This is a genomic window from Salinicola aestuarinus (assembly GCF_003206645.1).
GTDB lineage: Bacteria > Pseudomonadota > Gammaproteobacteria > Pseudomonadales > Halomonadaceae > Salinicola > Salinicola aestuarinus.
Window position 1 is genome coordinate 195,268 of record NZ_PZJP01000001.1, and the last position, 23,977, is coordinate 219,244.

The 23,977-nt window shown below is 64.4% G+C and carries 23 protein-coding genes; 11 read left to right on the top strand and 12 right to left on the bottom strand.

What is annotated here, in order from left to right; genetic code table 11:
* Positions 1–144 precede the first annotated feature (144 nt).
* The 3 genes from pgm to DOM41_RS00860 form a co-directional block, all read right to left on the bottom strand.
* Entirely contained in the window at positions 145–1,809 is a 1,665-nt protein-coding gene (gene pgm, locus DOM41_RS00850) for a phosphoglucomutase (alpha-D-glucose-1,6-bisphosphate-dependent) (protein ID WP_110684950.1), read from the bottom strand.
* A 158-nt stretch (positions 1,810–1,967) separates the two neighbouring features.
* On the bottom strand, positions 1,968–2,285 hold the full coding sequence (locus DOM41_RS00855) for an antibiotic biosynthesis monooxygenase family protein (RefSeq protein ID WP_110684951.1): 318 nt from the start codon (positions 2,283–2,285) through the stop codon (positions 1,968–1,970).
* Between the two features lie 185 nt (positions 2,286–2,470).
* A complete protein-coding gene (locus DOM41_RS00860; protein WP_110684952.1) occupies positions 2,471–3,736 on the bottom strand; it encodes a Zn-dependent hydrolase in 1,266 nt (421 codons plus the stop codon).
* Positions 3,737–3,963: 227 nt separating this feature from the next.
* Here DOM41_RS00860 and DOM41_RS00865 point away from each other — a divergent pair, with 227 nt between their 5' ends.
* From DOM41_RS00865 to DOM41_RS00890, 6 genes are all read left to right on the top strand, one after another.
* Positions 3,964–4,239: a hypothetical protein gene (locus DOM41_RS00865; protein ID WP_110684953.1), complete on the top strand. Its 276-nt coding sequence runs from the start codon at positions 3,964–3,966 to the stop codon at positions 4,237–4,239.
* Positions 4,240–4,328: 89 nt separating this feature from the next.
* Positions 4,329–4,778, top strand: coding sequence for a YkvA family protein (locus DOM41_RS00870; RefSeq protein ID WP_110684954.1), 450 nt, complete (start codon positions 4,329–4,331; stop codon positions 4,776–4,778).
* 482 nt (positions 4,779–5,260) lie between these two features.
* Positions 5,261–5,995: a gluconate 2-dehydrogenase subunit 3 family protein gene (locus DOM41_RS00875; RefSeq protein ID WP_110684955.1), complete on the top strand. Its 735-nt coding sequence runs from the start codon at positions 5,261–5,263 to the stop codon at positions 5,993–5,995.
* 90 nt (positions 5,996–6,085) lie between these two features.
* Positions 6,086–7,435, top strand: a complete 1,350-nt coding sequence (locus DOM41_RS00880; RefSeq protein ID WP_110684956.1) for a cytochrome c — start codon at positions 6,086–6,088, stop codon at positions 7,433–7,435.
* 75 nt (positions 7,436–7,510) lie between these two features.
* On the top strand, positions 7,511–9,280 hold the full coding sequence (locus tag DOM41_RS00885) for a GMC family oxidoreductase (RefSeq protein ID WP_110684957.1): 1,770 nt from the start codon (positions 7,511–7,513) through the stop codon (positions 9,278–9,280).
* A 130-nt stretch (positions 9,281–9,410) separates the two neighbouring features.
* Positions 9,411–9,968 carry a gamma-glutamylcyclotransferase gene (locus DOM41_RS00890; protein ID WP_110684958.1) on the top strand — a complete coding sequence of 186 codons (558 nt, stop codon included), beginning with the start codon at positions 9,411–9,413 and terminating at the stop codon, positions 9,966–9,968.
* A 65-nt stretch (positions 9,969–10,033) separates the two neighbouring features.
* On the opposite strand, the gene DOM41_RS00895 is transcribed toward DOM41_RS00890, so the two are convergent.
* The 4 genes from DOM41_RS00895 to DOM41_RS17335 form a co-directional block, all read right to left on the bottom strand.
* On the bottom strand, positions 10,034–10,960 hold the full coding sequence (locus tag DOM41_RS00895) for a DUF808 domain-containing protein (RefSeq protein WP_110684959.1): 927 nt from the start codon (positions 10,958–10,960) through the stop codon (positions 10,034–10,036).
* Positions 10,961–11,081: 121 nt separating this feature from the next.
* Entirely contained in the window at positions 11,082–11,402 is a 321-nt protein-coding gene (locus tag DOM41_RS00900) for a thioredoxin family protein (protein WP_245391689.1), read from the bottom strand.
* Positions 11,403–11,465: 63 nt separating this feature from the next.
* Positions 11,466–12,005 carry a gamma carbonic anhydrase family protein gene (locus DOM41_RS00905; protein WP_110684961.1) on the bottom strand — a complete coding sequence of 180 codons (540 nt, stop codon included), beginning with the start codon at positions 12,003–12,005 and terminating at the stop codon, positions 11,466–11,468.
* 229 nt (positions 12,006–12,234) lie between these two features.
* Positions 12,235–12,411, bottom strand: a complete 177-nt coding sequence (locus DOM41_RS17335; protein ID WP_157956806.1) for a hypothetical protein — start codon at positions 12,409–12,411, stop codon at positions 12,235–12,237.
* A 299-nt stretch (positions 12,412–12,710) separates the two neighbouring features.
* Here DOM41_RS17335 and mqo point away from each other — a divergent pair, with 299 nt between their 5' ends.
* Entirely contained in the window at positions 12,711–14,309 is a 1,599-nt protein-coding gene (mqo, locus tag DOM41_RS00910) for a malate dehydrogenase (quinone) (protein WP_110684962.1), read from the top strand.
* Between the two features lie 188 nt (positions 14,310–14,497).
* Positions 14,498–15,622, top strand: coding sequence for an SMP-30/gluconolactonase/LRE family protein (locus tag DOM41_RS00915; protein ID WP_110684963.1), 1,125 nt, complete (start codon positions 14,498–14,500; stop codon positions 15,620–15,622).
* 83 nt (positions 15,623–15,705) lie between these two features.
* Here DOM41_RS00915 and DOM41_RS00920 read toward each other — a convergent pair whose 3' ends face one another.
* Positions 15,706–17,313 (bottom strand): inorganic phosphate transporter, encoded by a 1,608-nt coding sequence (locus DOM41_RS00920; protein ID WP_110684964.1) that lies wholly within the window; start codon positions 17,311–17,313, stop codon positions 15,706–15,708.
* Between the two features lie 223 nt (positions 17,314–17,536).
* On the opposite strand from DOM41_RS00920, the gene rhtA reads away from it, so the two are divergent.
* Entirely contained in the window at positions 17,537–18,430 is an 894-nt protein-coding gene (gene rhtA, locus DOM41_RS00925; RefSeq protein ID WP_110684965.1) for a threonine/homoserine exporter RhtA, read from the top strand.
* 16 nt (positions 18,431–18,446) lie between these two features.
* On the opposite strand, the gene DOM41_RS00930 is transcribed toward rhtA, so the two are convergent.
* The 4 genes from DOM41_RS00930 to DOM41_RS00945 form a co-directional block, all read right to left on the bottom strand.
* Positions 18,447–19,049, bottom strand: coding sequence for a cyclodeaminase/cyclohydrolase family protein (locus tag DOM41_RS00930; protein WP_110684966.1), 603 nt, complete (start codon positions 19,047–19,049; stop codon positions 18,447–18,449).
* A 185-nt stretch (positions 19,050–19,234) separates the two neighbouring features.
* A complete protein-coding gene (gene arfA / locus DOM41_RS00935; RefSeq protein WP_110684967.1) occupies positions 19,235–19,387 on the bottom strand; it encodes an alternative ribosome rescue factor ArfA in 153 nt (50 codons plus the stop codon).
* A 98-nt stretch (positions 19,388–19,485) separates the two neighbouring features.
* On the bottom strand, positions 19,486–20,061 hold the full coding sequence (gene mntP, locus DOM41_RS00940; protein ID WP_110685206.1) for a manganese efflux pump MntP: 576 nt from the start codon (positions 20,059–20,061) through the stop codon (positions 19,486–19,488).
* 324 nt (positions 20,062–20,385) lie between these two features.
* Positions 20,386–20,952 (bottom strand): TetR/AcrR family transcriptional regulator, encoded by a 567-nt coding sequence (locus DOM41_RS00945; RefSeq protein ID WP_110684968.1) that lies wholly within the window; start codon positions 20,950–20,952, stop codon positions 20,386–20,388.
* Between the two features lie 129 nt (positions 20,953–21,081).
* Between DOM41_RS00945 and DOM41_RS00950 the strand changes: the two genes are divergently transcribed.
* Both DOM41_RS00950 and DOM41_RS00955 read left to right on the top strand, forming a co-directional pair.
* Positions 21,082–22,296: an MFS transporter gene (locus tag DOM41_RS00950; RefSeq protein WP_110684969.1), complete on the top strand. Its 1,215-nt coding sequence runs from the start codon at positions 21,082–21,084 to the stop codon at positions 22,294–22,296.
* A gap of 170 nt (positions 22,297–22,466) precedes the next feature.
* Positions 22,467–23,771: a methyl-accepting chemotaxis protein gene (locus DOM41_RS00955; protein ID WP_280951195.1), complete on the top strand. Its 1,305-nt coding sequence runs from the start codon at positions 22,467–22,469 to the stop codon at positions 23,769–23,771.
* The last annotated feature ends 206 nt before the right edge of the window (positions 23,772–23,977 follow it).

Below are 23,977 nucleotides of genomic sequence, written 5' to 3' on the forward strand. Positions count from 1 at the left end.
GACATCTCCGCGAGAACGCAGCCAGCAACGAGATATCGCTGGCGAGTCACGCGAATATCGCCCGGGAGGCAAAAAACTGAAGGGAAATTAAGGAATCGGCTTGGCGAAAAAGGCCAACAGACGAGACTGCCGGCCGTCCGGACCTCAGCCCGCCAGCACCTCGTCGACCAGCGCCTTGGCCTCCTGCTGAATGCGCTCGAGATGCGCCTGCCCTTCAAAGCTTTCGGCGTAAATCTTGTAGACATCCTCGGTGCCGGAGGGGCGCGCGGCGAACCAGCCGGCGTCGGTGACCACCTTCAATCCGCCGATGGACGCCCCGTTGCCGGGCGCTTCGGTCAACTTGCGGGTGATGGGGTGACCGGCCAGCGTCTCGGCGGTCACCTGCTCTGGGGAGAGCTTGCCCAGTTTCGCCTTCTGCTCGCGGTTGGCCGGCGCATCGACACGCTCATAGACCGGCGAGCCGTAACGCTCGGTCAGTGCCTGATAGCGCTCGCCCGGATCCTTGCCGGTAACGGCGGTGATCTCCGCGGCGAGCAGGCCAAGAATGATGCCGTCCTTGTCGGTCGACCACGGCTTGCCGTCAAAGGTGAGAAACGACGCGCCGGCCGACTCCTCGCCGCCGAAACCGAGACTGCCCTCGATCAGGCCGTCGACGAACCACTTGAAGCCCACCGGCACCTCGACCACCGTCCGGCCCAGCCCCTCGGCGACGTAATCGATCATCGACGACGACACCAGCGTCTTGCCGATCCCGGCGGTGTCGCTCCACTTCGGACGATGGGTGAAGAGATACTCGATCGCCACGGCGAGGTAGTGATTGGGGTTCAGAAGCCCCGTCGAGCGCGCAACGATGCCGTGGCGGTCGTGGTCGGTATCGCAGGCGAACGACACATCGAAGCGATCCTTGTTCTCGATCAGCCCGGCCATGGCCGAAGGCGAGGAGCAGTCCATACGGATCTTGCCGTCCCAGTCGACGCGCATGAAGCGGAACGTCGGATCGACCGTAGTGGAGATGACCTCCAGCGGCAGGTCGTACTTCTCCGCGATTCGCGGCCAGTAGTGGACGCCGGCGCCGCCCAGCGGATCGACGCCGAACGTGAGCCCGGAGTCGCGAATGGCGGCCATGTCGATCACCGACTCGAGTCCGGCGACATAGTGCTCGATGTAGTCGAAGCGCTGGGTCGTCGGCGCGGCGAGCGCTTCGGCGTAGCCCACGCGCTTCACCCCCTCGAGGCCGGCGGCGAGCAAGGCGTTGGCACGCTCCTGGATCCACTGGGTGACACCGGTATCCGCCGGGCCGCCGTTGGTCGGGTTGTACTTGAACCCACCGTCCACCGGCGGGTTATGCGACGGGGTGATGACGATGCCGTCGGCCAGAGCGTCGGTGCGCCCCTGGTTGTGAATCAGAATGGCGTTGGAGACCGCGGGCGTCGGGGTGTAGCCGACATCGCCACCGGTCGCTTCGTTACCACCATCGATGCGGGTCTCGACCTCATTGGCGGCGAGCACCTGCAGCGCGGACACGAAGGCGGGTTCCGAGAGCGCATGGGTATCCATGCCGATAAACAGCGGCCCCGTGATGCCCTGGGCGTCGCGGTAATCGCAGATCGCCTGGGTGGTAGCGAGGATGTGCCACTCGTTGAAGCTGGTCTTCAGCGAGGAGCCGCGATGACCGGAGGTACCGAAAGCCACCTGCTGGCCCGGGTCGCTCGGGTCCGGACGCTCGCTGTAATAGCGCGCCACCAGACGCGGTACGTTGGCCAGGCTCTGCTCGGTGGGTAAGCGTCCTGCTTGGGAGTCGATACTCATCACGGAATCCTTTGGATGGCGGCTGGGGATGACGGACGTGGGTGAGACGCTCGGTCGAGTCGGCGGGGCCGACACCCGCGTCTCAAGACGCGTCACGCCGGGCCCTTGGCCTTATAGCAGACCATTATCGCCCCGGCAGCGGCAAGACCGCCACGCCATCAGCGCGGGTACTCACGTTCGACGTAGGCGATGCGCACGCGATAGGCCGCATACCAGCGCTCGCGACCGAGCTGCCGGGCGTGGCGGTGATCGATATCCTGCTTCCACGCGGTAATCGCGTCGCGGTCGCGCCAGTAGGAGACGGTGATGCCCAGCGTCTCCCGCGCCGACTCCACGCCCAGAAAACCGGGGCGCTGCGCGGCCAGCTCGAGCATCCGCTCGGCCATCGCTGCGTAGCCTTGCGTGTCGTCGCTCATGAGCGAGGTAAAAATGACCGCGTAGTACGGCGGCTCGGGGGTAGCGGCAAAAGCGGACATGCAACGGCTCACTGGCAACAATCGGCAGAGTACCGGCCCGCGCGCGGCGTATCCGGTTCGAGGCGGCGCCCGAATCGGCGCCGCCGACGATCTTCGGCCAAACTGTGACGCTCGGCAATCGGGCTCGGTCACCAAAGGGGGCGCCGCCCCGGCTGGCACTCAAGACCTGGGACCTGGCGCTGGGCCTAGGTGGCCTTGCCCGCCAGCTCGAGCGTGGCATGCAGCAGAACGTTGGCACCGGCGGTCACATGCTTGGGCGCCGCGTACTCGCTTTCGTTGTGACTGATGCCGTTCTCGCAGGGGATGAAAATCATCCCCGCGGGCGCGACGTCGCTGATATAGACAGCGTCATGCCCGGCACCGCTGACGATCTCGCGGTAGGCGCATTCGTGGGCTTCGGCTCCCCGCCGCACGGCATCGATGCAGCCGGCGTCAAAGAACTGCGGCGGGTAGTCGGCGGTGGGTGTGACCTGGGTCTCGAGTCCCGTGTCGCGCTCGATGGCTGCCAGCGTATTCTGGAACTCACTGACCATCGAGGCGAGCGTCTCGACGTCACGGTGGCGCAGATCGACGCTCAGCGTGACCTGCCCCGGAATCACGTTGCGCGAATTGGGCGAGACCTGGAAAGCACCGACAGTGCCCCGCCCATCCGGGCCGTGCGCACCGCCAATACGATTGACCGCCTCGACGACGCGGGTGGCTCCCAGCAGCGCGTCCCGGCGCAGATGCATCGGCGTGGGCCCTGCGTGGGCTTCCATGCCGGTGATCGTCACATCGAACCACTTGAGCCCCAGCGCCCCGGTCACCACGCCGATCGTCTTTTCCTCGTCCTCCAGAATCGGGCCTTGCTCGATATGCGCTTCCAGGTAGCCGGCGAAGCGACGCGGGCAGTCGGCATCGCGGCCGACCTGGCCGATCGCGTCGAGCGCTTCGCCGACAGTGATGCCATCGCCATCGGTTCGCCCGCGCGCCGCCTCGAGCGAGAGCTTACCGGTGAACACACCGGCGCCCATCATGCAGGGGGCGAACCGACAGCCCTCCTCATTGGTCCAGGCGACCAGCTCGATCGGCCGCTCGGTCTCGATGTCCAGGGCGTTGAGCGTGCGGATCACTTCTAGCGCCGCCAGCACGCCGAAGCATCCGTCATACTTGCCCCCCGTGGGCTGGGTATCGATATGGCTGCCGATCACGACCGGATCGGCGTCGCTCTGGCGGCCAGCACGCCGGGCGAAAAGATTGCCGATGGCGTCGGTACGCACCCTGAGGCCCTCGGCCTCGCACCACTGGGTCAGCAGCGCGCGCCCTTCGCGGTCGAGCTCGGTCAGGGCCTGGCGGTTGCAGCCACCCTTGGGCGTGGCGCCGATGACCGCAAGCGCCATCAGGCGCTGCCAGAGGTGTTCGCCGTCGACGGTGGTGCGGGTAAGGGGCTGATCGTTCATTGCCGTAGTCATGCGATTGTCCTTGTTATGGCACGCGTGGATGAGACGGTCCCCGGAGACGGGATAGCGAGTCTCTCCCGTCTTCAACGCCGGGTTGTCTGCGTCACCAACCCATGATGCATCAAATTTCTTCGTTTTGCGTTTGAGCCCATCGCGGGTGGCAACTAGCTTCAGAGCTCGGGACGCATGAAGCGACCCGCTGACGACAGCGTCAGCTATGTTCACAAGGAGTCGATGACATGGAAATCCTGATTCACAACGACGGCATGAGCGCCGAGGAATTTCACCAGCTCGCCGGTGGCGAAACGGGGGACGCGCTTCGCAAGACCGCGAAGAACTATCTCGGCAGTCAGAACCTGTCCGAGAACCAGGTCAAAGAGATCAAGAGCGCCGGCGGCGATGAGTATGAAGCGCTGATCCGGAAGATGACCGAGCATGCGCTCAACGTGGTCAATCTGCCGCTCAACGCCTCGCTGCGCCTGGAGATCGACTTCGACGGTGGCCGCACCGCCTGATCAAGGCCCAGCGGCCGACGCCATGCGCACTAGGCGTCGGCTGCTCGGCTACCTAGACTGATGGCACCGCCTGACGACGGAGCCGGACCATGAAGCGCTTCTTTCGCCCCTCTCGTGATATCGCCCACACCGATGTCCTCCCCCTCTCCACCGATAGCCCTGAATCCGTCGCCAATGATTCCCTGAAGGAGGAGACGCTCGCCGCCCACCGCGGGGCGTTCAGCGATGCGCGATTCTGGCGCAAGCTTGCCGATTTCGGCAGTCGCGCCGGCCACGAGGTCGTGCGCAAGGCCCTGCAGCTCTATTTCGTGCTCAAGCGCCCTGACGTGCCCTTCTGGGCCAAGTCGACCATCATTGGCGCCCTGGGCTACTTCATTTCGCCACTGGATGCCATTCCCGACGTCATCTTTGGCGCAGGCTACGTCGACGACGCCAGCGTTCTGGCAGCGGCCCTGGTGGCGGTCTCGATCTATATCGACGACGAGATCAAGCAGCAGGCCGACGCCGTGCTGACCCGCTGGTGGCCAGACGGTGAGTGAGCACTTGCTTTGTCAGTCTCGTGCTGCCTTTGATGCGCGCGCCAGCTAGCGACGGATCGCCCCTGCCTCACGCTCTCCTCGACTCTTCTCAATCCCTGCTCCCGCTACAGACACGATACGCCGCTAGAGGCTCGCCCGGGGACCACAGGTGACGACCGTCTAGCACATCGACAGCGCGACTAAATGCTTCTAAAACAGAAATTTAACAACTCATTCACACCTTTAGATCATGCATCGCCGATGGCGCACTTCTTTTTGTCGACAAACGGCCTGATCGTCATAGCCAAAAAGCCTATATCTAGACTAAAGTAGCGCCCCCGTAGCTCTGTATCGATTTGCCTGCTTACTATCGATGGTATCGCAATCACCGTGCCGTGCCTCAGATTCGATGAGTCATCACAGGCATTTCGTCAGGCGTCTGGCCGCGCCTCAGTCCGAGCTGCCACCTGACCCAGACCGTCGACAAGAAGGACACAGCACTCATGGCGTCCCAACCTGACAACGCCTCACGGCGCGCTTTTCTTCGCAACTCCTTCATGATGATCCCGGCCGTTAGCATCGCCGGCGGCGTCTCCCTCACGGCCGAAGCCGATGAGCCTGCACCCAACCTGAGCGAGTATCAGCCCGCTTTCTTCAATGACGAAGAGTGGTCGTTTCTGCTCGCGGCCTGCGATCGTCTGATTCCCGGTGAAGCCGCCGGCAAGGGACCGGGCGCACTCGATACCAACGTGCCGATCTTCATTGATCGCCAGATGGACTCCCCCTACGGCCACGCCGATCGCTGGTACATGGAAGGCCCCTTCGTTCTCGACGGTTCCCCCGATCTCGGATTTCAGTACCCCTACACGCCGCGCGACGTCTACCAGAAAGGCATCGCGATGACGCAAGCGTACTGCCAGCAGCAGCATGGCCAGCGGTTCGAGCAGCTCGACGGTGACACTCAGGACACCGTGCTGCAGGCACTCGAGGCCAACGAGGTCGATTTCGCGAGCTTCGGCGAGACACAGAAGCTCGAGGCATCCGAGTTCTTCTCCAGCCTGCTGGCGAACACCAAGGAGGGGTACCTCGCTGACCCCATCCACGGCGGCAACAAGCACATGGCCTCCTGGAAGATGGTCGGATTCCCGGGCGCGCGCGCCAGCTACCGCGACTGGGTCGATCAGCACAACGTCGAATATCCGCTGGGCCCCGTCAGCCTGACCGGCGAACGCGGCTGACTTGGAGAGCACCTGACGCCGCGCCTGAACGGTCCCTGGATCGTTCGCGCCGCTCTCCCCTCAGCAACCGTGAGAACAAGGAATGCTACCGTGACTGCAAGACATCTGATTCCGCTGCTCGCCGGCAGCGCTTTCGCACTGGCCGCACCGGCTTTCGGGGCCACTGACGACACCCTCGAGCGCGGCGCCTACCTGGCGCGGGCCGGCGATTGCGTGGCCTGCCATACCGCCCCGGGCGGCGAAGCGTTCGCCGGTGGTCTCCCCATCGAAAGCCCCTTCGGCATCATCTACTCGACCAATATCACGCCGGACGATGAGCACGGTATCGGCGGCTATACCGAAGAGGAATTCGCCGCTGCCCTGCGCGACGGCGAGCGAGCCGACGGCGCCAACCTCTACCCGGCGATGCCCTATCCGTCCTATGCCAACCTGACCGACGACGACGTTCACGCGCTGTATGTCTACTTCATGCAGGGCGTGGAGCCGGTGGCCGAGCAGCCGCCGGAGACTGATCTCGGCTTCCCGTTCAACCAGCGCTGGGGCATCTCGGCCTGGAACTGGCTCTTTGCCGATCAACCCACGTTCACGCCCAGTGCCAGCAATCCCGAGCTGACCGAACGCGGACGTTATCTGGTTCAGGGGTTGGGCCACTGCGGAAGCTGCCACACACCGCGCGGCTTCGCCGAGCAGGAGACAGCGCTCGACGACTCCGACAGTGACTACCTCGCCGGTGCCAATCTCGGCGAGTGGTGGGCGCCCTCGCTGCGAGGCGGTTCGGGTGGCGATGGCCGCGGCGTCGAAGGCTGGGACACCCAGGCGATCGTCGACTATCTCAAGACCGGCCGTAACGCCCACGCCACCGTGGGCGGCGAGATGACCTCGGTCATTGCCCACAGCACCTCGCATCTGACCGACAAGGATCTGACCGGCATCGCGCAGTATCTCAAGTCGCTACCGGCCAATCCGGCGGCCGAGGATGCGCCGAGCGCCCAGGATCGTCAGCGGGCGACCAACGAGACCGAAGCACACCTCACCGCCGCCAAGAACCTGAGCGACGGCGAACGCCTCTATCTCGACAACTGCGCGGCCTGTCACTTCAACGCCGGTCAGGGCGCCGAGCGCGTCTTCCCGCCGCTCAACGGCAACGCGCTGGCCAATGCCGATAACCCGAGCGGTCTGATTCACACCATCCTGGCGGGCGCCAAGCCGCCGGCGACGCCGACCATCCCCGCGCAGCTCCCCATGCCTGGCTTCGCCTGGCGCCTCTCCGATGACGAGGTCGCATCGCTTGCGACGTTCGTTCGCGGCGCCTGGGGCAATGACGGCGATGCGGTCAAAGCCGAGCAGGTGGCCGACGTGCGTGACGAGCTCGGCGACGCGCCGCTCAACAAGGCCGTCGACCGCGAAGGCGAGCTGAACCAGACCGACGGCGAAGACTAATGACAGACAGGTCGCCCGAGAGGCGACCTGCATGGCGCGCCCCGATGCGCGCCGACAGGATCGAGGAGTTAACACATGGCTAAGCAACAACCGCGGGTCGATGCGGTCATCGTCGGTCTCGGCTGGACCGGTTCCATCATGGGCATGGAACTGACCGATGCCGGGCTCAACGTGCTGGCGCTGGAACGCGGCGAAGACCGCACCAACGAGGATCTCGCCTACCCGAAGCCGGCGGACGAGCTTCAGTACGGCATCCGTCACACCATGATGCAGAAGCCGAAGCAGGCCGCTGTCACGATTCGCCGGGATCTCGACGAACGTGCCCTGCCGCAGCGCAAGCTGGGGGCTTTCCTGCCGGGTAACGGCGTGGGCGGTGCCGGGGCCCACTGGACCGGCGTGCTGATTCGTCCGACACCGACCGACCTGCAGCTCAAGACCTTCGCCGATCAGGCCTTCGGCAAAGGCGTGCTGCAGGACGACATGCAGATCCAGGACTTCGGCGTCAGCTGGGACGAGCTCGAACCCCACTTCACCTTCTTCGAGAAGGTGTGCGGTCAGTCCGGCACCACCGGCAACCTGAACGGCCAGATTCAGGAGGGTGGCGATCCCTTCGAAGGCCCGCGCAGCGAGCCCTATCCACTGCCGGCGCTGCAGGACACCCAGAACACCGAGATGTTCGAGAAAGCCGCCAAGCAGCTGGGGTATCACCCGTTCCCCAACCCCTCGGCCAACGTCTCGCGAGCCTGGACCAATCCTTACGGCATGCAGCTCGGGCCGTGCAACTACTGCGGTTTCTGCTCGCGCTACGGCTGCCTGAACTACTCCAAGGCCTCGCCGCAGACCTGCATCCTGAATGCGCTCAAGCAGCGCAGCAATTTCGACTATCGCACCAACGCCAACGTCACCCGTGTCGAGCTGGCCGCGGACGGCAAGACTGCCACCGGCGTCACCTATGTCGATAACGACGGCGAAGAGGTCTTCCAGCCGGCGGACATGGTGATTCTTGCCTCCTATGCGCTCAACAACGTGCGTCTGATGCTCAACTCCGGCATCGGCCAGCCGTACGATCCGGTGGCGCGCACCGGTACCGTGGGACGCAACTACTCCTACCAGGTTGGCGGCGGCATCCACTGCTACTTCGATGACATCGAGTTCAACCCGTTCGCCACCGCGGGGGCAACCGGCAAGATGTTCAACGACTTCTCGCCGGGCAACTTCGACAGCGCCCAGTACGGTTTCATCGGCGGCGCCAAGATGCACTCGTCACAGGCCAGCGGCACGCCGATCAAGACGCCGCTGCCAAAGGACGCGCCGAGCTGGGGCCAGGGGTACAAGGATGCGCTGCAGAAGCATTACGGCCACCACATGAAGCTGTCGATGACCGGCAGTGTCATGTCGTATCGCTCCAACATGCTCGATCTCGACCCGACGTGGAAGGATCCGTACGGCATGCCGCTGCTGCGCATGACCTTTGACTGGAAGCGCAACGAGCATCGCCTGTCTGCGTTCATGCGCGACCGTCTGCGCGAAATCGCCGACGTGCTCCAGCCGGACTATCGCGACGAGAGCTTCAACCTCGAAGGCTCGCACTTCAAGGTGACAAGCTACGTCTCGACCCACAACGTCGGCGGCGCGGTGATGGGCACCGACCCGAGCACCTCGGCGATCAACCGTTACCTGCAAAGCTGGGACGTGCACAACGTCTTCGTGCCGGGCGGCAACGCCTTCCCGCAGAACTTCCAGTCCAACCCGACCGATCTGATCGGCGCCCTGACCTACTGGTCGGCCAAGAAGATTCGCGAGGAGTATCTGCAGAACCCGGGGCCGCTGATGTCGCGCGCGTAACGCACCATCGGTACTCACCCAGACGAAGGCGCCCAGGTGGCGCCTTCGTCGTTTCTGGCCTCGCCTCGCTTGAGAAACCCGATGACGGGTCGCATATTGGCGGGCTCCCCCTACCCAAGACCGAGCGCCCATGTCTTTCGATACCACCTCCGACAACCGCCGCATGACCCACTTCGACGCTCACGAGTCGGTGTGGCTGTTCGGCTATGGTTCGCTGATCTGGAAGGCGGACTTCGACTACCTCGAGCGCCGTCCGGCGTCGATCGGCGGCTGGACACGCCGCTTCTGGCAGGGGTCTCACGATCATCGCGGCACCCCCGACTCACCGGGGCGCGTGGCCACGCTGGTGCCGGCGGCGGAGGCAATCTGCCATGGCATGGCGTATCGCATTTCGCCGAGCCTGTTCGCCCAGCTCGATCATCGCGAAAAGAATGGCTACCTGAGGGTGATCACGCCGATGACCTTCGAGGACGGTCGTCAGGCAGAAGGCGTGGTCTATCTCGCCGGCGAGGATAACGCCGCCTATCTCGGGCCGGCTGCGCCGGACGCGATTGCCCGACAGATCGCGACATCCCACGGCCCGAGCGGACCCAATCGGGACTACCTGCTCAACCTGGCCCAGTCCCTACGCGAGCTTGGGGTGGATGACGACCACGTCTTCGCGCTGGAGCGGGAGCTGCTGCGCTGAGGTGCCATCTCCAGGCGCGTCTTAGCGACGACTCGCGTCAGGCAGCCCCCATTCCGCATCAGAGGCTAGCTTACGAATTTGCGCTTGAGTCCCTTCGCCCCTTCGACGACAGCAAGGAGCACGCCACCGGCGACAAGCCCGGCCACGAAGTTGAGCAGCATCGGCGTCAGCGGCTGGATGACCACGCCCACGCCCGGCAGGTCACTCGCCGCGGCGATGTGCTCGATACCGTGGTGCAGAAACGGAATGCCGTGGGTCAGAATGCCGCCACCCACCAGAAACATCGCGATGGTGCCGACGATGGAGAGCAGCTTCATCAGCCAGGGGGCAGCCTTGAGAATGGCGTCGCCGGTGACCTGGGCGGCGCGCGAACCGCGCTCGGATAGATAGAGGCCCAGATCGTCGAGTTTGACGATGGCCGCGACCAGTCCATAGACCGCCAACGTGATCACCACGGCGATGATGGCCAGTACGACAACCTTTTCGGTAAAGCTGGCCTCGGCCACGGAGCCGAGCGTGATGGCGATAATCTCGGCGGACAGGATGAAGTCGGTACGAACGGCTCCCTTGATCTTGTCGCGCTCGAAGGCGAGCCGCTCCTCGCGGGACTCCAGCTTCGCCGCCTCGCGCAAGGCCGCCTTCTTCTCGGTGTCGTCGTGGAGGAACTTGTGGGCGAGCTTTTCCGCCCCCTCGTAACAGAGATAGGCCCCGCCCACCATCAGCAGCGGCGTGATCAGCCAGGGCGCGACGATGCTGATCAATAGCGCAGCCGGCACCAGGATCAGCTTGTTGCGAAGCGAGCCCTTGGCCACGGCCCACACGATAGGCAGCTCTCGACTGGGGCGAACGCCGGTGACCTGCTGAGCGTTGAGCGCAAGGTCATCTCCCAGCACGCCGGCGGTCTTCTTCGCCGCCACCTTGGTCATGACGGAAACGTCGTCGAGCAGCGTGGCAATATCATCGAGCAGAGTGAGCAGACTACCGGCGGCCAAGGGCGAGACTCCTGGAGTTCGACATCCAAGCGTTGTCGCACCGCTTCCCGGGCGAGGCGATAACGCGAATCCGCCGCTTTTCACGTCGGCGTCGCTGCGCAGCCTAGCCGAGTTTCACTCATCAGGTATCGATGATTTGCGCAAGCGCCTGGCGAAGCGCCGCTTCACTATCCGGACGCACGCAGCGCGCCAACTCTTTTCCGTCGCAAAGAAAGATCAGCGTCGGCCAGCGCTTGACGCCGAAGGCACGGCCCAGCGGGCGCCCCTTGCCATCCTCGACGCGGTAGTGCGTGACGCCACGGCCCGCAAGCGTTCGCTCAATGAGGGGGTCGGCGCTTTGACACCACGGACACCAACCGACGCCGAACTCGACGATCACCGGCCCCCTGGCTTCGCGGAGTGTCTCGAGATCGGGCGCATCGGCGGAATAGGTCACTGTCACAACGATTGCCTCTTGGACCGGTCAGCCGGCGGTGGACAGTTATCGCTCGGGTGACGCCGAGGCTCACGCGTCGTCGTCCAGGCGACGAAGCCCACTCGCGAAAGCGCGCCAGCGCTCGATGTAATGTGTAGCGGAGGCCCTTAGCCCCTCGATCGCCGCGTCATCGAGCGTGCGGATCGCCTTGGCAGGGGCGCCGACAATCAGCGAATTGTCAGGAAAATGCTTTCCCTCGGTGACCAGCGCATTGGCGCCAATCAAACAATTGGCGCCGATAGTCGCACCGTTGAGAACGGTCGCGCCCATACCGACCAGCGTGTTGTCGCCGAGCCGGCAGCCATGAAGGATCGCGTGATGTCCCACGGTGCAGCCGTCGCCGATGTGGAGTTCGAAGCCAGGGTCGGTATGCAGCATGCACCCTTCCTGAATGTTGCTCCTCTCACCGATGACGATGCGGTCATTGTCGCCGCGGATCACAACGTTGAACCAGATGCCCACGTCGTTACCGATTTCGACACTGCCGATCACGTGGGCACCGGGGGCAATCCAGCGGTGTCCGGCCTCGGGCAGCTGAGGGTGACGATCCTGGTAGGCATAGAGCGGCATCCGAATTCTCCGTGGGGTGGGTCTGCTACAGCGTCGATCCCTTCAAGTGATCTCACCAGCCGACTTTAGCCCTACGTCGAGCGCTCGAGGCTGGCACTGGCCGGCTGGCGTTCGATGCCTTAGGACCTCGACGGCGCCACAAGGAAAATCCACAGCCCCACGGGCACGGCCCCGGGTGCTGCCGGCAGCGCCAGGACCCGGAGCCATTCGGTGATCGGCCGGCGAGAGACTATCGCGCCGGGTCTTCGCCTCGGGTTTCACCGTCGGTGAAGGACGTGGTGACACTGCTCGCCCCCTGGGAATTCAGGGTCTGGCTGGCCTCGCTCTCTGCGGCGAGGGAAAACGGCAGGATGGCGGAAACGACGATGGCTGCCAGCATGGAAAACAGCTTGTTGAAGACTTTCATGGTCTCCTCCTGAAGGACGCATCAATATGCGGCGTTTTGTCGCAACACTTAGTTAGCATGCTAAATTGAAGCACGATCGTCAAGTTTCCGCTCACGACTCATGGACACCGCCGGCGCCGAATGATTCTCGACGCCTGGTTTTTCTCCCGTCGCTGCCTGACCTGTCAGCGCACGCACGGATGCGGCGAGATCTGGACACGGGTCTTTCTTTGCACGAACGTGGCACTCGCGAGGCGACGTCATTAGACTAAGGGCAATCGCGTTCGCGCCTGTCCGTATCCATCAGACAGAGAACCTTCATGAAATTGCGTCACGGCATTACGTTCTGCTCACTGCCCAACCCTGAGGCAGCAGCGGCATCCGGCGACACCTACGCCGATGTGGTTCTCATCGGGGGCGGCACCATGAGTGCCACGCTCGGTACCCTGCTCCAGTCACTGCAGCCGGACTGGAAGATTCGACTTTTCGAGCGCCTCGACCAGGCGGCCGAGGAGAGTTCGAACGTCTGGAACAACGCCGGCACCGGTCACTCCGCCTTTGCGGAGATGAACTACACCTCGCCTCAGCCGGATGGCAGCGTCGACATTCAGCGCGCCATCAGCATCACCGAGCAGTTCGAGGTCTCGCGTCAGTTCTGGGCGAGCCAGGTCCGGGAAGGCGTGCTCTCCGATCCGCGGTCATTCATCAATACCGTGCCGCATCTGAGTTTCGTCTGGGGCAAGGAGCGCGTTTCGTTCCTCAACGCCCGCTTCGAAGCCATGCACAAGAATCCGCTCTATGCCGGTATGGAGTACTCGGAAGAACCCGAGAAGATCTCCGAGTGGATTCCATTGGTGATGACCGGGCGTGATTCCCGCGATCCCGTTGCGGCGACTCGTATGCCGGTCGGCACCGAGGTCAATTTCGGCGAGATCACGCGCCAGATGATGGGCTCGCTCGCACGGCACGATAACTTCCAGCTCGATGTCGATACCCAGGTTCGCGACCTCGAGCGCAACGACGATGGCACCTGGCGGGTGACCGTCGCCAACACCAGCGATGGCAAGAACGAGCGCAGCGTCAACGCGCGCTTCGTCTTCATCGGTGCCGGGGGTGCGGCGCTGCCGCTGCTGCAGAAATCCGACATTCCCGAAGCCAAGCAGTACGGTGGCTTCCCGGTGGGCGGACAGTTTCTCTACACCACCAATCCGGAGGTCGTCGCCAAGCACGACGCCAAGGTCTACGGCCTTGCGCCTGCCGGCTCACCGCCGATGTCAGTACCGCACATCGACAAGCGCATTCTGGACGGCACGCCGGCGATCATGTTCGGCCCCTTTGCCACCTTCTCCAGCAAGTTTCTGAAGAACGGCTCCTGGACCGACCTGATGCGCTCGATTACGCCGAGCAACCTGTGGCCAATGACCAAGGTCGGGCTGGATAACATGGATCTGGTCCGCTACCTGATCAGCCAGCTGCGGATGTCCGAGAGCGATCAGTTCAAGGAGCTGCAGGGCTACTACCCGGAGGCGGATCGCGACGACTGGAAACTCTGGACCGCCGGACAGCGCGTCCAGACGATCAAGGACGTCGAAGGCAAGGGTGGCACGCTGCAGTTCGGTACCGAGCTCGTCACCGGCGCCGACGGCTCGATGGCCGCGCTACTCGGCGCCTCGCCAGGCGCATCCACCGCGCCGTCGATCATGCTGCAGCTGCTCGAAAAAGCCTTCCCCGAGAAGGTCGCAAGCCCCGAGTGGCAGGCCGAGCTCAAGCGGCTGATCCCCTCCTACGGCCGCTCCCTCTCCGAGAACCCGGAGCTACTGCGCGAGGCGCGAGCCCACTCCCGTGAGCACCTTGAGCTCACCGAGCCCGAGCTCGACACCAACCCGTCGAGCGGCGAAACGCCCTTGCCGCAGAGCTGATTCGGCTCTCCGAGTCGAATCGATGGCGACCGCCTGCTCGGTATCAACGAGCAGGCGGTCGTCGTTAGAGGCGCTGTTTTAACCAACAGGTTGTACGACATACGACCTTTGCGGCATTTCCTCGAGTTCCGCCAGGCCATAGTCTCGTCGAGCCAGAACCCGCCGCGGTTCGTCACGAGGGTATCGTCATGAGTCAGTCCGAACGTCCTTCACCATCGCACGTCGCTGCATCGGGCACCGACGCCTCGAGCGGCACTGCGCCGGGGTTGCTGTCCCGCCGTCGCCTGCTGCAATCCAGTGCCGTTCTCTCGGCAGCCGCGCTCGTCGGGGTACCGCGCGCCCAGGCGGAGTGGGAACCCTCGCTTCGCTACCCGGACGCCAATATCGAGGTGCTCGACCCGGCTTTTCTCGACTACCGGCTTTTCAATGCCAGCATCGAACGGCTGGCGACAGGCTTTCGCTGGCTGGAAGGCCCGGTGTGGTTCGGTGATGGTCGCTATCTGATTGCCAGCGACATCGCCAACAATCGGCTGATCCGGTGGGACGAAGTCACTGGCGAAGCCGCCACCTTCCGTTCCCCTTCCAACTACTCCAACGGCAATACCCGCGACCACCGCGGACGGCTGATCACCTGCGAAGGGTCGATCGGGCGGCGCGTCACCCGGACCGAGTACAACGGCCAGATCACCGTGCTGGCCGATCAGTATCAGGGCAAGCCCTTCAACTCGCCCAACGACGTGGTCTGCACCCGCAACGGCGACATCTGGTTCACCGATCCGCCGTTCCAACTCGGAAACAATTATGAAGGCCGCGTTGTCGAGCAGGAGCTGCCGGCAGCCCTCTATCGGATCGACGCCGAAACCGGCGAGGTAACGCAACTGCTCAACGATATCGCCGGCCCCAACGGGCTGGGGTTCTCCGCCGACGAGAGCCGTTTCTTCCTGGTAGAGGGACGCGCCAAACCCAATCGCATCCTGTGGGAGTTCAGCCATCAGGACGGTGAGCTCAGCGGCAAGACGAAGCGAATCGAAGCGCAGAACCACGGTGCGATCGACGGTTTCGCCATCGACGTTCACGGCAATATCTGGGCGGGATGGGGGAGTAGCGGTGCCGTGGATGGCGATCCAGAGGCGCTAGACGGCGTGCGAGTCTTCGATCCTACCGGCAAGGCCATCGGCCACATTCACCTGCCGGAGCGCTGTGCCAACGTCTGCTTCGGCGGCGCGATGGGCAACCGCCTGTTCATGGCCAGCAGTCACTCGCTCTACTCACTCTTCGTCAACAGCCAGGGGGTTGGCTTCGACCTCGGCTGATTCGCTCGCGGCGCCGACGACATGTTGCTGTCGCCGGCGCCTGTCTCGCCCTGGGCACTGTCAAGGTCAGGCACGGTGGGGGGTCAGCCCCACAGCGTGCGCAATGCCACGAAGGCGAGCGCCGCCAAGAGTGCGGCCGCGGGCAAAGTGATCACCCAGGCCAGCGCAATGGGTCGCATCAGCTTCCAGTTGGTCTGGCGGTTGACCAGACCGATACCGAGTACCGCACCGATCAGAATGTGGGTGCTGGAGACCGGCAACCCGAGAATCGAGGCCAGCATTACCACCGCCGCCGCGGCAAGCTCCGCTGAAAAGCCGGAGGCGGGGTGAATCTTGGTGAGATTGTGCCCGACCGTCTGGATCACCTCCTTGCCGATGAACCAGAGCCCGGCGATCAGCGCCACGCCGAAGGCCAGCATCGCCAGAGGCGGTATCGACGCCTCGCCCTGAATGCCACCGGTTCGCAGCACGTCGAGAATGGCCACGAACGGTCCGATGGCGTTGGCGATGTCGTTGGAGCCGTGGCTGAACGCGAAACCGGAGGCGGTGAAGACCTGCATCCAGCTGAACATCAAAAACGTCGAGCGATCCAGAGACTCGCCCTTGAGCGTCTTGGCGAAGATGAAGGTTGCCATCCACACCGCAGCCCCGATCATCCCCATGATCAGATAGTTATGGAGCGTGCTCAGGCCCAGGTTGACGTTGGTCAGCCCCTTGAAGAGCAGCATCGCCACAATGACCATGGCCCCGATCGCCGCCACCATGGGTACCCACGCCTCGAGCGCCCGGTGAGAGTGAACCTCGCGCCGTTTGGCCTCGATCGACTGCATATCGCGGTAGTACTCGGACTCCAGCTCCTGCGTGTCGAAATCACCGTCGTTGATCGTCTGCATGTCCCGCGCCATCGCCTGGGTGTAGGAGATCTTCTGGATCTCCGACAGGCGCTCGAAGCGTGCCTTGTGAAGCTGCCGGTGCTCACGCTTTTGTTCACGAATCTCATCGAGCTCGCGTTTGGCGTCGTCGTTGTAGGAAAGAATGTGGCGCTTGATCAACGAATAGAGCAGATAGGAGCCGAGCCCGCCCAGTGCCGGCGACAGTACCCAGGAGATGGCGATCTGCCCGACTTGCCCCCACTGCACCAGCCCGAGGGCAGTGTCGGTACCGCTCATCAATACGCCAAGCGTCAGCGAGGCACCCACGATCGCGCCAATGATGGAGTGCGTCGTGGAGACCGGGAACCCCTTGTGCGAGGCAAAAAGCAGCCAGAGCGCGGCGGCAATCAGCGCTGACATCATGATGTAGACGAAGTCCGTCGGTGCGACCTGGATACCGCCCAGGTCGACGATGCCGCTGCGGATGGTCGAGGTCACCTCGCCACCGGCAATCAGCGCGCCGCTGACCTCGAAGATCGCCGCCACCACCAACGCCTGCTGCACCGTCAGCGTACCGGCCCCCACGCTGGTGCCGAAGGAGTTGGCGACATCGTTGCCGCCGATGTTGAACGCCATGAAGAGGCCAAACAGCGTTGCCATCACGAACAACATCGGCCGCTCGCCCTGGATATAACCAAGCCCCCAGAACAGGAAGTAGCCCCCCGTGGCTAACAGCAGAATGGCAAAGAACAGGCTGAGTCGTGAGAAGCCGAACGGCGAAAAGCGAGAATCGGGATTGCCGGATGCATAACTTTCCATCTCTACTCCCTCGCGCAATAGGGGCTGGGCGCCACCCCTGTGGCGGGCCTTGTCCCGCAGAGTAGAGGGCAGAGCATGACAGTAAGGTGACCCGTGTGAGAGGGGCCAGCCTTGTTTGGACTAACGACCGTTCGTACACTTTCCGATCTTGTTCTCGTCTCGACGACAGCGCGCCGCTCCCGGGCGCCACCGTCGTGCTACGCATCCAATGGTTGGAGGTGTCATGTCAGTCGCGATTCACGGTCTCGTCGCCCGGTTATGGCCGGTCGCGATGCTCGTCGTCGCCATGGTGTCGATTCAGAGCGGGGCCTCGCTCGTGCAGTCGCTGTTCCCGACCATCGGCGCGACCGGGGCGACGTCGATTCGCCTGATTCTGGCCTCGATCATGCTGTTGGCGGCCTTCCGCCCGTGGCGCCGTCCGGTAGCGAGACGTGCCTGGAAGATGCTGATCCTTTACGGCGTCTCTCTCGGCTGCATGAACTTTCTGCTCTACCAGGCGATCGAGTCGGTCCCGCTGGGTATCGCGGTAGCGCTGGAGTTCACCGGGCCGCTCGCCGTGGCGGTCTTCTCCTCGCGACGCCGGCTTGACCTGCTGTGGGTGGCACTGGCGGTGATCGGACTCGCCCTGCTGCTGCTGCTCGGCGACGAAGCCAGCGGCTCGATCGATCCCTACGGAGCGACCTGTGCGCTCGGTGCGGGGGTCTGCTGGGCGCTCTACATTCTGTTCGGCCAGCGCGCAGGGGCGGTCAATGGCGCCCAGAGTGCGGCCATTGGCGTCACCATCGCCGCCATCGTGATCGCACCAATTGGTCTGATCGATGCCGGCAGCGCCCTTCTCTCGCTCGACATCCTGCCGATCGCACTGGGCGTTGCGCTGCTCTCCACCGCCATCCCCTACACGCTGGAGATGATCGCGATGTCGCGTATGCCGACACCGGTATTCGGCACGCTGATGAGTCTGGAGCCGGCCATCGGCGCGCTCTGCGGCGTCCTGTTCCTTAGCCAGCATCTGGGCGAGCTACAGTGGTCGGCGATCGCGCTGATCGTCGTCGCCTCCATCGGCACGACACTGGCGACTAGCCAGCGGCCCGGGATCGAGGCGCCCGTTCCGGACTGACGCCTCGAGCGGGGCGTCAAGCCGCGACGCCGAGTGTCTGGCAGTGACGGCGGGCGTGGCTTTGAAGCGTCTCGCAGCGCCGTTCGACGTCCCCACGCGCCTCGGCACTCAGGCCTTCGAGGTTTGCCTTAACCCCCACCAGCAGTGCCTCCATGCCGGCTTTGACCATGAGGGCGCCGGCAGCGGTATCACTCTCGAGCATCGCCGCGGTCTCATCGAGCGACGAGACCGCGAGCGACAACGCTCGCTCGCAGCACGCCGCCGCGGCCAGCGGCACCTCGATCGACGCCGTCCGGGCGGCGTCGAGTCGCGTCGGCTTCTCCTCGTCGTCGTCATCGAGCCGTTTGGCCGCCAGCCACTCGGAGAAGGCGACAGCATCCTCGTCGACGGCCACGGCAAGCTCACGATAGAGCGCGTCACCTCGGGCGATCAGATCGGCTGTCTCGGCGTCGTCCTGACGCTTGCTGGCGGTCAACCGCAGCCCCTTGAGGACGAGAGAGAGCCCGAGGCAGGCACCGACCGCCGCTGCCGCCCCGCAGCCGGGAGTGGGGCGCTTCTCCACGGCCTGCTGGAATTCTGCGAGTGAGTCGTGCCATAGCGAACGTGAGTCAGTGGACATGGGACATCTCCAGGGAGAACGGCAAAGGGCCGTGGTTAGCCTAGCGGCCAGTGACCCGATGTGCCGGAGGTCGGGACGTGTCGGTGATGGCGGGAACAGTGAAAGGCAAAGACCGGCAGGAAAGCCGTCAAAGGCGTGCAGCGCCGACGAGGGGGAGACGATGCAGCGCTATGGCGAAACGGCCCTCAAGCCGCTTGGCGATAGCCCCGCATCGGGCCGCCTCGGCCCTTGCGGCTGTAGCTGCCCTTGCCCTTCTTGGGCTTTTGCTGCTGCTGACGAAACTGCGGCGTTTTGAGCGCCGCCTTGAGCGCGTTGTCGCGTATGGGGTGCGAGGCCATGGGCCCTCCCGTCGATCAATGAGTCTTCAAACGCTGGCCACGTCTGTGAGTGGCCGAGGAGGAGATGGGGAGCTTGCGGCGCGACTTCAACCGCGGCGTTAGCCTGCCTGGAGCACCAGGTGGTCATAGAGCACGGCGCAGCCGATCGCGATCAGCACCACGCCACCGGCGATCTCGGCGCGCTTGCCGATGACATTGCCGATCACCCGCCCCAGCAGAATGCCGAGCGTGACCATGAGGGTGGTGGCGATGCCAATGGCGGTGGCGGCAGCGATGATGTTGACGTCGGCGAAGGCTAGGGTCACGCCGACTGCCATCGCGTCGATGCTGGTGGCGACAGCGGTCGCCGCCAGCGCCCAGAACGAGGGCCGAGTCGACGATCCTCTGCACCGCTCACCGGCAGGCTTGAGTCCTTCCCAGACCATGTGACCGCCAAGCCCCCCCAGCAGGATGAACGCGATCCAGTGATCCCACTCGGCCACGAACTGTACGGCGGCCATGCCGATCGCCCAGCCGATCACCGGCGTGATGCTCTCGATGACACCGAAGATCAGGCCGATTCTGAGCGCCTCGGGGAGACGCGTGCGGACCAGCGACGCGCCCTTCCCGATCGAGGCGGCAAAGGCGTCGGTCGACATCGCGAACGCGAGTAGCGCAAGAGAGGCAGGGTTCATGAGTTCATCCAGTCGGCTCGATTGCCATGACACGCGCGCCGCCCGACTTCGCGTCGCCGCGTCGATGGTCTCGCCAACCGGAATCGGTGTAAGCGCCACGGCAATCGGGCCGAGCATGTTGACGCAAACGCCGTCCATGACCGCAGGGCGGGTGGACGACCGGCTACTCCCCAAAGAGAGTGAGACTATAGGCAAAGCCCTTCGGAAATTCAATAAATCATTGAATTAAAAGAGGAAAATACACCTTGGTTAACGGTTGCAGGCGACGTTAATCAAGTTAAGGTCGGTTCATCTTTGATGGCCGGGTTAGGGACCAGGTCAAGTTTAACGGGACGCCGGCGCGCCCAGCGTGGCACCGATCCAGATCGTCAGCCGGTCGCGCGTGGCGCCGGCGGGGTCATAGAGCAGGCGATAGGTCATGGGGGCGATGATGCCATCCATCAGGGTGGCCACCTCGGGAGCCGATTCCTGGCGATCGTGAGCTCTCGCCACCAGCGCGACCATGATCGATTCATTGTAGCGGTAGCAACACGCACGCCGACTCGGATCCGCGCTGGCCATGATGTCATTGAGCGCTTGCTGCCCGGGGGCCGATCCCATTTCGTCGAGATACTGCTCGCCCCACGCCTGCAGATCGCCGGCGAGCGTACCAGTGTCCGGCGGCTCGCCTTCCGGGCGCAGCCGGGAGAGCGACACATCCGCCATCAGCTCGGCCAGATCGCCCCAACGTCGATAGATCGTAGAGGGCGTCACCCCCGCGGTTGCGGCGATGAGCGGCACGCTGAGCGACTCACGTGGCTCGGTCGCCTCGAGGGTCTTCACCGCCTGGTGAACCGCCTGTTGCACGCGGGCGCTGCGCCCGCCGGGCCGGAGCCCCGTGTTTTCCGTCATGCTCGCCCCGCTCTTTTTCCATCCTCGACTACGATGCCCCCTCGTGCTCGAACGCAAAATATTTGCGTTATGCACGCGCCCCACTCAGACTGCCATTAACGCAAAATATTAGCATTAACGGACGCTTTCATGTCTTCGCCCTCTCGCTTCGGTGCCAGCGCACCGTCGGCCGAACCCTATCCCGCACCGCGGCAGGGATCTCTGGTCTACTACTCCCTGCTGATGGTGACATTTCTGGCCGCGTCGAGCGCCCCCACGCCGCTCTATCAGCTGTATCAGGCCAGCTGGGGATTCTCCACGACGTGGCTCACGCTGGTCTTCGCAAGCTATATCTTTGCCCTGCTCGCCTCGCTGCTGATGACCGGATCGCTGTCCGATCACCTGGGCCGACGACCGGTGGTGGCCGCGGCCATCCTGGGGGAGATAGTGGCACTGGGCCTTTTCGTGACGGCTGACGACCTCGCCTGGCTGCTGGCGGCGAGGATCGTACAGGGGGTCGCCACTGGCGTTGCCACCAGCGCCCTGGCGGCCGCTCTGCTCGACAGCGACCCGACCCGGGGGCCGCTGATGGCCAGTATCGCGCCACTCTCCGGCATGGGCGTAGGCGCACTGCTCGCCGGCGTGCTGGTGACCTATCTGCCGGCCCCCATGCAAGGCGTCTATCTCTTGCTGCTGGTGCTGCTGATGATGCTCGGTGTCTGGCTCCTGCGCATTCCCGAAGGCGTCACGCCCCGCCCGGGAGCGCTGGCGTCGCTGCGTCCTCACGCGAGCATACCGTCGCCGGTGAGAAAGCCCTTGCTGCGCGTGGCGCCGGCAGTCGTCGCCTCCTGGGCACTCGGTGGTTTCTCGCTGTCACTCGGGCCCACGCTGGTGGAGACGATCAGCCATTGCCAGAGTCCACTGATCGGTTCGCTGATCACCTTCCTGCTGCCGTTCGTTGGCGGGATCAGCGTCATGGTGCTGCGCTCGCGCCCCTCCCGGCTCGCCGTACTCCTGGGCACCGCCTGTATCGTCGTCGGCATGCTGGGACTGCTGCTGGGCGTGGCGCTCACTCGAATCGACATTCTGCTCGGTGGCACGGCCGTGGCGGGGATCGGTTTCGGTGCCGCGTTCATGGGGGCGCTGCGCATCGTCATGCCGTTGGCGCCGCCGACCGAGCGCTCAGCGCTGATGGCGGCGTTCTACGTCATTTGTTACCTCTCGGCGAGCCTGCTGGCACTGATCGGCGGCATCGCCACCCAGCACGTCGGGCTGTTGCCGACCACCTACGTCTACGGCAGCGGGGTGGCGCTACTGTCACTGATCGCGTTCGTCGCGACGCTCTCGCAGCGCCAGGCGATTTGACCCATGGCTCGGAACGCGAGGCATCGGGCCTGAAACGCTATCCCAGAGAGCAGGCACTCTCTGGCCACGGCGCGTCAGGTTGTCTCACCCCAGGGATTCGGCATCAAGTCGAGCAGATGGCAGCCGATAGTGTCGACTCGGCGCTTGTCCCTTCAATAGCGGGTGGACCCATGAAACGATTCGACGACATGACGGTAAAAACGAGCTGGCTGCTAGTGCTGGTTGCCTTCACGCTGCTGGTGCTCGGCATGGCCGGCCTCGCCGCCTACGCCGTGCACGATGCGGCCTCGACGACGGCGGGGATGGACCCGGCGCGAGCGGAGTGGTTCAACGTGGGGATTATTGCCGGCGTCATCGCCACGCTCGTCCTCGCCGCGATCGTGCTCTGGGGCGTCAGCGTCAATGTCATTCGCCCGCTCGAGCGCCTGATGACCCATTGCGAACGGCTGGCCGAAGGGGATCTCTCGCACCCCGTCGAGAAGCGCGGCAACAACGAGATCGGTCGGCTGTTCAAGGCCCTTGGACAGACCCAGGCCCACCTCTCCAACACCGTCGGTGACGTGCGCCGGGCCTGCACCAGCGTCCACGACGGCGCCGCCGAGATCGCCCGCGGCAATACCGACCTCTCCTCACGCACCGAACAGCAGGCGGCCTCCCTTGAGCAGACTGCGGCCAGCATGGAAGAGCTCACCTCTACCGTTCGCCAGAATGCAGAGAACGCCGCCCAGGCCAACCAGCTGGCGGACGATGCCAGCGCCGTCGCCAACCGCGGTGGCGAGGTGGTCAGCAACGTCGTCGACACGATGCACGAGATCAGTCAGCAGTCGCACCAGGCCGTAGAGCTTCTCGACGCCATCGACTCGGTGGCGTTCCAGACCAATATCCTGGCCCTTAATGCCTCGGTCGAGGCTGCCCGCGCGGGCGAGCAGGGTCGCGGTTTCGCGGTCGTCGCCAACGAGGTGCAGACGCTGGCCAAGCGTTCGGCCGATGCCGCGAAGGCGATCCGCGATCTGATCCAGCGCTCCGCCGAGCGCGTGGAGAGCGGCGCCGAACTCGCCGACAAGGCGGGTACCACCATGGGGGATATCGTGACATCGATCACTCGCGTCAACGAGATCATGCGGGAGATCGCAGCGGCCTCCGAAGAGCAGAGCCACGGGATCAGCCAGGTGGACCAGGCCGTGTCGCAGATGGATCAGGTGACCCAGCAGAATGCGTCGCTGGTACAGCAGGCGGCCGGTGCCGCCCGCGCCCTCACGCAGCAAGCGGACGAACTGCAGACGACGGTGGCGGTATTTCGGCTGGCCGACTCCCCCGAATCGCCGGTCACTCAGGCGCTGCAGCGGCCGGCGATGCGCGTCGCGCCAGCACCAGGCGCCCCCACCCGACCCTCGCATCGGACGACGCCGCAGACCCAGTCCACCGGGCAGGACGCACGCACGCCAGCAACGGTCGACGAGTGGGAATCGTTCTAACGCATCGGGGCAGGCTCTCCTCGCAGGCCCTCGATGGCCCGCCTTCCTCCCGGCGGCAGGGAGGCGCATCGCCGGGCGGCACGCTGACCCGCCAGCGCGGCGATCGCAGCCGGTCACAGGCTTACAGCAGTCACTCCACCGGCAGCCTGGAGATGAACCAGACGAAACCCCGCTCCCACCAGCGGGTATGCAGCTCACCGCTCGCA

Excerpts from the sequence above, each read along its gene's own strand:
- pgm (WP_110684950.1), bottom strand. The coding sequence starts at position 1,809 with ATGAGTATCGACTCCCAAGCAGGACGCTTACCCACCGAGCAGAGCCTG.
- DOM41_RS00855 (WP_110684951.1), bottom strand. The coding sequence starts at position 2,285 with ATGTCCGCTTTTGCCGCTACCCCCGAGCCGCCGTACTACGCGGTCATT.
- DOM41_RS00860 (WP_110684952.1), bottom strand. The coding sequence starts at position 3,736 with ATGACTACGGCAATGAACGATCAGCCCCTTACCCGCACCACCGTCGAC.
- DOM41_RS00865 (WP_110684953.1), top strand. The coding sequence starts at position 3,964 with ATGGAAATCCTGATTCACAACGACGGCATGAGCGCCGAGGAATTTCAC.
- DOM41_RS00870 (WP_110684954.1), top strand. The coding sequence starts at position 4,329 with ATGAAGCGCTTCTTTCGCCCCTCTCGTGATATCGCCCACACCGATGTC.
- DOM41_RS00875 (WP_110684955.1), top strand. The coding sequence starts at position 5,261 with ATGGCGTCCCAACCTGACAACGCCTCACGGCGCGCTTTTCTTCGCAAC.
- DOM41_RS00885 (WP_110684957.1), top strand. The coding sequence starts at position 7,511 with ATGGCTAAGCAACAACCGCGGGTCGATGCGGTCATCGTCGGTCTCGGC.
- DOM41_RS00890 (WP_110684958.1), top strand. The coding sequence starts at position 9,411 with ATGTCTTTCGATACCACCTCCGACAACCGCCGCATGACCCACTTCGAC.
- DOM41_RS00905 (WP_110684961.1), bottom strand. The coding sequence starts at position 12,005 with ATGCCGCTCTATGCCTACCAGGATCGTCACCCTCAGCTGCCCGAGGCC.
- DOM41_RS17335 (WP_157956806.1), bottom strand. The coding sequence starts at position 12,411 with ATGAAAGTCTTCAACAAGCTGTTTTCCATGCTGGCAGCCATCGTCGTT.
- mqo (WP_110684962.1), top strand. The coding sequence starts at position 12,711 with ATGAAATTGCGTCACGGCATTACGTTCTGCTCACTGCCCAACCCTGAG.
- DOM41_RS00915 (WP_110684963.1), top strand. The coding sequence starts at position 14,498 with ATGAGTCAGTCCGAACGTCCTTCACCATCGCACGTCGCTGCATCGGGC.
- DOM41_RS00920 (WP_110684964.1), bottom strand. The coding sequence starts at position 17,313 with ATGGAAAGTTATGCATCCGGCAATCCCGATTCTCGCTTTTCGCCGTTC.
- rhtA (WP_110684965.1), top strand. The coding sequence starts at position 17,537 with ATGTCAGTCGCGATTCACGGTCTCGTCGCCCGGTTATGGCCGGTCGCG.
- DOM41_RS00930 (WP_110684966.1), bottom strand. The coding sequence starts at position 19,049 with ATGTCCACTGACTCACGTTCGCTATGGCACGACTCACTCGCAGAATTC.
- arfA (WP_110684967.1), bottom strand. The coding sequence starts at position 19,387 with ATGGCCTCGCACCCCATACGCGACAACGCGCTCAAGGCGGCGCTCAAA.
- mntP (WP_110685206.1), bottom strand. The coding sequence starts at position 20,061 with ATGAACCCTGCCTCTCTTGCGCTACTCGCGTTCGCGATGTCGACCGAC.
- DOM41_RS00945 (WP_110684968.1), bottom strand. The coding sequence starts at position 20,952 with ATGACGGAAAACACGGGGCTCCGGCCCGGCGGGCGCAGCGCCCGCGTG.
- DOM41_RS00950 (WP_110684969.1), top strand. The coding sequence starts at position 21,082 with ATGTCTTCGCCCTCTCGCTTCGGTGCCAGCGCACCGTCGGCCGAACCC.
- DOM41_RS00955 (WP_280951195.1), top strand. The coding sequence starts at position 22,467 with ATGAAACGATTCGACGACATGACGGTAAAAACGAGCTGGCTGCTAGTG.